10 protein-coding genes are annotated in these 9,206 nt (G+C 40.0%); 4 read left to right on the top strand and 6 right to left on the bottom strand.

Going from position 1 to position 9,206, the window contains the following annotated elements; genetic code table 11:
- Positions 1-340 precede the first annotated feature (340 nt).
- The 4 genes from hisIE to NJ959_RS20545 form a co-directional block, all read right to left on the bottom strand.
- Positions 341-991 carry a bifunctional phosphoribosyl-AMP cyclohydrolase/phosphoribosyl-ATP diphosphatase HisIE gene (hisIE, locus tag NJ959_RS20560; protein WP_254013610.1) on the bottom strand — a complete coding sequence of 217 codons (651 nt, stop codon included), beginning with the start codon at positions 989-991 and terminating at the stop codon, positions 341-343.
- Between the two features lie 31 nt (positions 992-1,022).
- Positions 1,023-1,220 (bottom strand): type II toxin-antitoxin system Phd/YefM family antitoxin, encoded by a 198-nt coding sequence (locus tag NJ959_RS20555; protein WP_254013609.1) that lies wholly within the window; start codon positions 1,218-1,220, stop codon positions 1,023-1,025.
- Positions 1,221-1,241: 21 nt separating this feature from the next.
- A complete protein-coding gene (locus NJ959_RS20550; RefSeq protein ID WP_373693687.1) occupies positions 1,242-1,487 on the bottom strand; it encodes a type II toxin-antitoxin system RelE family toxin in 246 nt (81 codons plus the stop codon).
- Between the two features lie 173 nt (positions 1,488-1,660).
- Positions 1,661-2,611, bottom strand: a complete 951-nt coding sequence (locus tag NJ959_RS20545; protein ID WP_254013607.1) for a hypothetical protein — start codon at positions 2,609-2,611, stop codon at positions 1,661-1,663.
- 297 nt (positions 2,612-2,908) lie between these two features.
- Here NJ959_RS20545 and NJ959_RS20540 point away from each other — a divergent pair, with 297 nt between their 5' ends.
- The gene (locus NJ959_RS20540; protein ID WP_254013606.1) at positions 2,909-3,478 is read left to right on the top strand and encodes a Uma2 family endonuclease; all 570 of its coding nucleotides are present in this window, start codon (positions 2,909-2,911) and stop codon (positions 3,476-3,478) included.
- Positions 3,479-3,500: 22 nt separating this feature from the next.
- Here NJ959_RS20540 and NJ959_RS20535 read toward each other — a convergent pair whose 3' ends face one another.
- Together NJ959_RS20535 and NJ959_RS20530 are read right to left on the bottom strand one after the other, a co-directional pair.
- Positions 3,501-5,879: a bifunctional serine/threonine-protein kinase/ABC transporter substrate-binding protein gene (locus NJ959_RS20535; RefSeq protein ID WP_254013605.1), complete on the bottom strand. Its 2,379-nt coding sequence runs from the start codon at positions 5,877-5,879 to the stop codon at positions 3,501-3,503.
- A gap of 194 nt (positions 5,880-6,073) precedes the next feature.
- Positions 6,074-7,372 (bottom strand): NB-ARC domain-containing protein, encoded by a 1,299-nt coding sequence (locus NJ959_RS20530; protein WP_254013604.1) that lies wholly within the window; start codon positions 7,370-7,372, stop codon positions 6,074-6,076.
- A gap of 226 nt (positions 7,373-7,598) precedes the next feature.
- Here NJ959_RS20530 and NJ959_RS20525 point away from each other — a divergent pair, with 226 nt between their 5' ends.
- The 3 genes from NJ959_RS20525 to NJ959_RS20515 are packed head-to-tail and all read left to right on the top strand — an operon-like array spanning position 7,599 to position 8,738.
- Positions 7,599-8,141 carry a hypothetical protein gene (locus NJ959_RS20525; protein WP_254013603.1) on the top strand — a complete coding sequence of 181 codons (543 nt, stop codon included), beginning with the start codon at positions 7,599-7,601 and terminating at the stop codon, positions 8,139-8,141.
- A gap of 52 nt (positions 8,142-8,193) precedes the next feature.
- Positions 8,194-8,451: a hypothetical protein gene (locus NJ959_RS20520; RefSeq protein ID WP_254013602.1), complete on the top strand. Its 258-nt coding sequence runs from the start codon at positions 8,194-8,196 to the stop codon at positions 8,449-8,451.
- A gap of 17 nt (positions 8,452-8,468) precedes the next feature.
- Positions 8,469-8,738, top strand: a complete 270-nt coding sequence (locus NJ959_RS20515; protein ID WP_254013601.1) for a hypothetical protein — start codon at positions 8,469-8,471, stop codon at positions 8,736-8,738.
- Positions 8,739-9,206 lie beyond the last annotated feature (468 nt).

Here is a 9,206-nt window from a genome sequence, read left to right as displayed (position 1 = left end):
CTGGTTTGGGGGTGAGTGATTTCACTGTCTACTCCGGCTCGGGACATCCCGGATGCTTTAAAGAATAGTGATTAATATCATTTTCGGTTGCATCGGAATTATTCAACCTCTGACAGAAAAACCTCTGCGTACCTCTGTGTTAACCTCTGCGTCCTCTGCGTTAAAAAAAAGATTATACCAATGCCAAAGGATTTGATATAACTTGCACCCAACTATACTAGTTAGTCTAATCTTTTGGCACGCTAAGTACAGAAGAACCCAAAACTATTCTCTCGTAACCAAAGCTTAAACCTATTACCAAGAAACAACCAACAACCAATAACCAACAACCAACAACCAATTACCGCCGACGTTGTTGTAATTTCCGATAAACGTCTTTTACTTCAACGCCATGATGTGCCATAGCAACGAGGGTATGATAGATTAAGTCAGCGACTTCAGAAGCGATGGCATCTTTGTCATCGTCTTTACAAGCCATGACTACTTCAGCGGATTCTTCGCCAATTTTCTTGAGAATCTTATTATCGCCGCCGTTGAATAGTTTACAGGTATAGGAAGTTTCAGTTGGGTTATCGCGGCGATCGCAAATTACTTCAAATACTTGAGATAATGTATCGGCTGGCGGTGGTGCTTTTTTGCCATCGACTTGGTGAAAACAACTCCTTTCCCCGGTATGGCAGGCAATATCGCCGATTTGCTCTATGGTAATGAGGAGTGCATCGCTATCGCAATCATAACGGAGCGATCGCACTTTTTGAATATGTCCTGATGTTGCGCCTTTGTGCCATAATTCCTGACGGGAGCGACTCCAGTACCAAGCTTCGCCTGTTTCGAGGGTTTTCTGTAAGGATTCGCGGTTCATCCAAGCCATCATTAGGATTGTACCATCGAGGTAATCTTGTGCGATCGCGGGGACAAGTCCTTGCTCGTTGTAGTGGATTTCGTCAAGGGGGATAGATTGATTTAATGGAGTTGCTTCACTTGTTGCCATCTTGGTTATACCTCTGTTTTCTTTACTATAATCATAATTTCACCATCTTTTTCACCTCTGTCAAGGAAACTGAAGGACTATTTTCTTCTTCCTTTTTAGCCGCTCTTAAGTCTCTTAAATCTTCTAATTCTTCTAATAATTCTTTGATTATTAGGAATTCTTCGTAAGGTAATACAGCAAATTCTTTTTGTCCATTCTTTGTCAAAAACTCAGGATGTAATTCTATCATTTTTATTTATCTCCTTCTTCATTAATAAGCTTTGCTGCGATGTTTTATTCTGTAAATAATAATGGCTTGTTTATCCACTTCAAATAAAACTCGATAATCGCCCACTCGCAACCGATACTCGGGGGTAAAGTTGGTTAACCGTTTTACATCTCCGTGTAAATCATTTTGCATAACTTCAATCTTACTGATAATTTGCTCTTGGATATTAAGAGTAATTTCTTGCAAATCTTTAATCGCTTTTGGCTTAAATTCTACCTGATATTGCACATGATTTAACCTCTTAATATAAATGGATAAAGGTGAATCATCAAGACTCACCGTAGATTATATTGTATCCACAAGACCGTCTGTTAGGAACGAAACTAACAGCGACAGTCTATCCATAGATCAACCTTACAAGAGAAGAGGCTATTACCCGCGTTAAATTATACCAAAGTTTATTAAACTCCTTTAAATCCAGTAGCATTGAGAATAATAGTAGCACCTTTTCGTACTGTTAAAGTTGTCGCTCCTGAAGAGTGCGAGTCTGGATCGGTAATTGGTTGTTCGATTATATAGGAATAATCTCCATTACTCCAACCCATTACACATTTTCCATCTCGACAGGTAACTTTCCCACCTTCTAATTTAATACATTTACCTTTAGCATCGCAGCCATTGTAACTAAGGTTTCCAGTACCGTTAACTCCATTCCAGGAGTCCCCATTCCCAATTGTTATTGTCCATTCCCCATTACTTAGGGTTTGTGAGTCTTTATTTTTAGTTGAGGTTGGTGAGTTTTCTCCGATAATCTCCATCTTACTGATAATTGTTTCTTGCCTAGTTTTGCCGCAGGGTTCGGCACTTTGGCAATCATTGAGGTTAGCTAGTTCATAGCTCAATCGGACTTTTTTCTTTAAGAATGTTTCTTGGTTAGCACAGATATCAAAATCGGCACTAACCTCGTGAGTTTTACCTTTCTCATCCACTAAGGTAACGTAGCAGATGATATCGCCTTGTACGATATTTTTAACTGTACCAACTTCTAGTTGTCCAGAGCCAGCTTGCTTAGTTGAATTTGTCTTAGATTGGGTGCGAGTTTCACGAGAATTAGCTGAATTAGTCTTAGCTTGGGATTTGCTTGACTCGGCAGTATTCTCCTTTTGATTAGCTTCAGTTGAGTTTTGCTCTGAATTAGCTGAATTCCGGGTAACTTCAGATTTGCTTTGAGAATCAATATTCTCCTTATTCTTAACTTCAGTTTTGTTTTGTGGAGAATTAGCCGATTCGGTGTTAGCGACAACAGTGGTATCTGTTTGAGTATCCTGAGCCGTATTAGTCTGTGGCTGGCTACAGCTTATCATCCCGATGGATAAAATAGCGATCGCGGTTGTAGAAATTAGTTTCTTCATTGAAGTGCCCTTGTAATTATGTCTAGATGTGGTTTCGCTAGATTGGGATTTTAACGGACTTAGGCTATAAGACAGAGAATAAATTCTCTGGCGGTTTTTGCTGCTGGTGCAAGATGTCAGTATTGATCAAGTGTAACTATTGCGATCGCAAATCGTCATCCCCTGTGATAGCTTCCCTCGCCTTCGCCTTCGCCATCGGCTAAATTAAAATATGATATAATTGTATTAATTATTGACGGCTAACCGCTGATAGCTAAATTATTACTATATCCTCAGCGAGACTAGGAGATTTTCCTTATGCCACTGATGACTGTTAAAGATGCAGAAGAAGTACAAGCAATCCTCAAAGAAGCAGGACATGATTACCAAATAGAACTTGAAGATGGGAAAATTATCGTTATGGGTCCTTCAGATATTGTATCCAGTGAAGTAGGTGTTCGCCTAATATCAGTTCTTTTTGCTTGGGTTAACCCCAGAAACCTCGGTCGAATTTTTGACTCCGCAGGCGGTTTTATTTTACCAGATAGCAATCTGACTGCACCTGATGTATCATTTGTTCGCGCTCAACGTCTCAGACGCAGCGTTCGCTATTTTGGGGAAATGGTTCCCGATTTAGTGGTAGAAATCAAATCCCAAAGCGATAGAATTAAAACTATAGAAAAGAAAGTTATCAGATTCATAGAATTGGGGGCAGAAGTAGGAATTGTTATCGATCCAGATTTAGAGACTGTCAAGGTTTTCCGTCCAAATAGTCAACCAATTCTTTTAGAAAATGAAGATATATTAACGCTCCCGGAACTATTGCCTGGTTGGGAAGTAAGAATTACTGAATTATGGCCTCCTGTCTTTACAGAAGAAGAAACCTAAGTATTCAACTCATATTTGATTATTATCGGCATATAGCAGCAGTATAATCCACCGGAACGAAGGTATAACCAGATTTTGAGCAATTGGGAACTACTTTAAGTATTGTAGCGAGGGTTTCTTTGCGATCGCTCCCATTAAAACTCACCTTACCTGTTGCACCTGTTGTTTGAAAGTTGGGAGCGGCTAATACTTTCTGTATCCCGCTACGGCTGGGTGTCGCTTGTTGTTTCAATGGGGCAATTAAGGCTAAAGTTGCATCGTAGGCTGTAGCCGTCTGCCAATTTAGATCTTCTTGCCAATAGCTTTGAGCTTCTTTGCTAAACTGGTTATTAGAACTACTTAAGGGATGCCATCTCCCGAAGAGAACAAAGCGATTGAGAGTGTATTTCCCTACTTGTTCTAAAGTTTCATGATCGTAAAGGCTACTGACTCCGACAACCCAAAGATTACCTTGATTTTCACGAATTAAATCTAAACCGTTTTGGAAGGCATAAGGAGTAGTATTACCATCGGGAAAGATTGCCAGCACTTTTGCCCCATGTTTCTGCGCTTCCTTGAGAGCAAGTTGTGGGTTAAATTTAGAACTAGCTAGATCCACCTCTTCGCTAGCAGAGTCGTAGACAATCTTACCATGATTAGCAGATAAACTATGATGAAAATCTTTCCGCATAGATTGACCGAATTTATTTTGGTGATTGTAAAAGATAGCTACATTTTTTTGAGGGACTTCCTTAATCAGGTAATCGACTAAAGTTTGAGCCATTATTTTAGTCGTGGGCCCGGTGCGGAAGAATACATGATTTGGGCGAGTACCTTCTGAAGAAAGCTGGCTAGCTGCGCTACTTGAAGAAATCAGGACTAGTTGATTTTGTTGATATATTGGTAAAGTAGATATGGTTATATCACTAGAATAATGACCGACAACACCAAGAATTTCTGATTTATTCACTAAAGCATTGGCAATTTTTTGGGCTTGTTCTTTTTTATTAGTGTCATCTCCAATCAAAATCCTTAAATTAATTCCCTCTTTTATCGCCAGATTTTGTGCTTGGGCAACTCCTCGTAGCACATGTTTTCCCGATCTAGAGGTTCCGTCTGGCAAATCAGATAAGGGAGTAGCAACGGCAATTGTATAAATTGGCTTTCCAGGATTATTCTGGGCATTAATTCGGGCATTATTGAGATAAATTAAGGTTTCTGGATCTCGTTTTTTTTGCCATGATTGATCGAACCAATTGACAGCTTGAGTATAATCTCCGGCGGCAAAAGCTTCAGTCCCTTTTTGTTTGTCGGCTCTGGCTTCAATTAAACCTGATAGGAGGATTTCTTCTCCACAACTTAAATTATCTTGTAAGATAGTATTGCAAGCTTTGGTAGTTTCCGGAAGTACTGGAGAGGAGGGGGGTGGAGATGTTTTTGGAGGAAAGATATTTAAAATGTTAGCTTGTCCGATCGCCCACACTATGCCCAGACTAACTAGAATCGCACCACTCCCGACTAAAACGCTAGGTGGTATGCCGCCAAAAACCTTAATCCACTGGAGGCGTTGTAAAATAACTTGGGCATTTTGAGGACGTTTTTTATAGTCAACCTCAATCAGAGAATCAATTAGATTTGCTAAAGCTTTTGATATTTTATATTTAGTTTTTTGTCGCCAAACATGAAGATTACTATCGGGAGGATTACCAGTAAGTAAATGGACGAAAGTACACCCCAAAGCGTAAAAATCTGACTGAGGCACTCCTCTACCTGCTATTTGTTCAGGGGCAGTGTAGCCGTGAGAATAAATGGCTGTGACGTAACGCCCATTAATTACAGTTTCTGTTAGTTTTCGAGCTGTACCAAAGTCAATTAATACCAATTCTTCATCGGATTTTCGCATAATGTTGGAGGGTTTGATATCCCGATGAAAATAATTATTTTGGTGGATAAAGTTGAGAATATCTACTATTTTATTTAGCCAAGACAAAGCAAGTTGTTCAGAAATTGCACCCTGTTGTTCCAGATACTGTTCTAGGTTTTGTCCTTCAATCCGCTCCATTACCAAACACCGGAGTTTTTGACCATTATTCAATTGAAATGAAAATGCCTCTTGTCCTTGGGGAATACCGGAACGAGTGAAGTTAATCAAGAGAGTATATTCTTGCTCAAATAGTTCGATGATATGGGTATAATCGCAGGAGAGAATTTTCAGAACTTTTAACTTATCATTATCTTTAAAGTCAGTAACTTCAAAAATTTCGCACGATAAAGTCCGCTCGCTAACTGGTTTAAGATCGCGTAATGGTCTAATTAAGTGATAGCGATTGTTAATAAGTAAGGGAGTTTGGCAGTCTTGACAGAGTACTACCTCATCGGGATTCTGACGATTTTGACAGTTGGGGTTAATACAATAGATCATATAATTTTTGGCTTTTTTAATGATTATATGAGGAGATCGTCTTTAGGAATTATTTGCGACTGCTAGATAACCTACCCTACAGAAGATTAAGTTTTATTTTATTAGGACTTACGCAGCAACGTTATTAATAGTGTTGGTGGTGCGTTAACAGAGTGTAACGCACCCTACGGATAGATCCTTTGCGTAAGTCCTGTTTACAAACAATATCTTCTTCTGACATATTTCTTCATAACAGACTGGAGAGTAAACAAATCTTCTTCACCTTCTAAACTAGTTTCAATAAGGGATCGCTGTTTCAATGAGTCTAGTGCTTCGATTAATTCTGACATAGCAACAGATGACACAAGTTGGGATCTGATTTGAGAGCGAGAAATTGCTAGATCCGGAATGGCTAGCTGATACATGACATCCTGTTCTAATTTGGATAATCGTCGAAACTGTTGTTCTAAAATAGGTCCAATATCTCCCAGTACTAAAGTGTTTTCTCGTAAAAACTTAGCCGCACTGCCACCAAATAATTGCAAAATAACCCTGGAAATCATTTTTAAGTTGAAGGGGCTAGCTCTATAAAGTTGAATTAAATTCTGCCAACTTGGTTCTTCTAATAAACCGTTAGCTCTCAAAATATTCTCGGCTGCTGCTTGTGAGAGTCCTTTTAAAGAAAACGAGCGCACAGAGGAATTTGCTTGTTCTAATAATCGAATATCTCGTGGCGCTTCCCTCCCGATTAAAATCAAGCAACTTTGATGCCTTTCTGAAGCAATTCGTCGCACTAATTCGCCATAATATTCATATTCTTCCCGGTAATAACCCGTCAAGGTTCCTTCTTGCAAAATTAACTCAGATCTATCTAGTACCAAGAGACAGCGATAGGTATGGAAAGATTGGATTAATTGGGAGATTGGCTCAGTGTTGTTATAGGGAGAATCTGGCTGAGGCAGGGACGTGAGAATGTTATTAATTAGATCTGATAAAGAAAGAGTAGAACCGATCGAGCGCCAGATAATATATTGGAAATCTTTTTCTATTTGTTGAATTAATTTGACAGCCAAGGCGCTTTTGCCAATTCCCCCCACACCCACGAGAGCAATCAGACGACAGTGTTGGTGGACAATTCGCTCTTCTAACTCCGATAATTCCTCAGTGCGATCGCAAAAATAAGAAATATCGGGCGCATCGCCCCAATCTATTGAATTTGGGCTGCTATTATTGCGATCGACTATTTCTTCCCAAGGTAATCCTAATATTTGACAATAAGCTTTAAAAGCATCTGGCTTAATCCGTTGCTTCCCTGACAAAAACCGTCCCCAAGTGGAATGAGAAATCCCATCAGCAAAAAAAGATTGATACTCATCCCAGGTATCATTTGGTTTCAAAACTTGACTAGCTTCCACCAACCAGCACGGGTTATCTATTGTCCATCCCCGCTCTGCACGAGCTTGCTTGATTCTCGCCAATCCCGCTTCAGAGGCTTTCAGAGTCGCTTTTAACATGGAAACTCCATACTTGTCAAGCTCAATTTTACCTCACTCCGCTCTTAAGCAAAACTGAAGTGGCAAAAGTCGGGCAAATCTAGAATATTGAGGGTGATAGCTTAGAACTATGGAGATTAGCAATTATGGATCGTACTAATGACATCCTTAATAGCATCAGTGGTAACGATACTTTTAACCCTGGTTTAGGCTTTAACTATGTAAATGGTTATGAGGAGATCTATCAATGGATAGACTAAACGAATCCGGAAAAATTAGCCAAGAAATTTGGCGAGCTGGAAATATTCTGGTGATGCGGAGAGGGGCACAACTTCCCGATCGCTGTATAAAAACTAATCAACCTGCTAATGGTAAACGGTTTAAGGCGATTCTCTATTGGCATCATCCAGCTATTTATCTCGTAATTCTTCTCAATTTGCTTATTTATGTGATTATAGCGATCTTTGTTCGTAAAAAAGCTGTAGTCTATTTCGGTGTGAGTGAGGAAGTTTTGCAAAAGCGTAGGAGAGCTATTTTATGGGGTTGGGGTGTTGGTGTAGCAGGCATAATTTTGTTCTTTTCTGCATTATCGCTTCAATCTCAATTAGCTATGGCAATATTCCTTTTGCCAGTAGGTCAAGCCTTAATGCTAGGTGGATTGATAGGAGGTAGTGCTAGAGCAACCATTGTAAATGTCTATCGCATTGAAGACGAGTATATTTGGATTCGAGGTGTTGCCAAAGAATACTTAGCACTTCTTCCAGAATGGAACCATTTTACAACAGATTAGTTACCTAATACTAAATAACCATTGGCGAGATCGCCTGCATCAGTGGTTTGGATTGTGTATTGTCAAAGCCGGAAGTTGCACTAATCCAGATCAGAAAATAGCCATCATGTCTTTGGCAGATCATATCTTTACAGACTTGCAAGATGGGCACAGCGAAATGTTTCTGGACTTTCTCGACGATCTTGAATTGAGTCAGGTGGACATTCAAACCTCTCAACGCAGTGCAGCAACTCTCTCCTATGAGCGCTCATTTTTACTCCTTTCTTTGGCTTTGAAACAGGGAACTTTTACGAAGCCTTGGCTGGGCTGAGTGGTCGAGAAATATGCGTGTCAGTGCGTAATCAAAGACTGTTAAAATACTTTTTTGATGTCCGCAATCTAAAGCGACCAATCTGGCTAGAACTCCATGCGGAATTAGAGGTCGATCATTTTCTGGATGCGATTAAACCCGCGCTGATTCATTACGCTGGGGATTCAACTAAGACTGTCGATTTGATCCAAGCCGTTAAGCACAGCATAGATCGTCACATAGGATATTTTGACCAGATGCTGCATGAATATGAATCACAAGTCTCAATGTTTTGGAGAGCAGTATAACAGCATCTCTTTAAACTTACATCTTGCGCCAATGTCAATTACAAGTTTCACCCCTCCCCTGCCAGGAGAGGGAAGTAAAATTTCCGGCTCCCCCTTCCCTGCCAGGAGAGGGAAGTAAAATTTCCGGCTCCCCCTCCCCTGCCAGGAGAGGAAAATAAAATTTCCGGCTCCCCCTTCCCTTGAAGGGAAGGGGGCTGGGGGGTTAGGTTTTTCCACTAGTTGATAATGGTGCAAGATCTCAGTTTGTGAAGAAATATTACAAAAAACCAAGATCTTGTATAAAAGCTACAGCTTCACCCTGAGTAATATGTAGCAGCTCAAAATTCTAAATGAAAGGAGTTTGCAAACACAACTACATTACCTGAGTTAGGAGTTAGGAGTTAGGAGTTAGGAGTTAGGAGTTAGAAGTTAGAAGTTAGGAGTTAGGAGTTAGGAGTTAGGAGTTAGGAGTTAGAAGTTAGAAGTTAG

Source organism: Limnofasciculus baicalensis BBK-W-15 (genome assembly GCF_024178385.1).
Classification (GTDB): domain Bacteria; phylum Cyanobacteriota; class Cyanobacteriia; order Cyanobacteriales; family Coleofasciculaceae; genus Limnofasciculus; species Limnofasciculus baicalensis.
The sequence above is the reverse complement of the archived record's forward strand: the minus strand, read 5'-3'. Positions and strand labels throughout refer to the sequence as shown.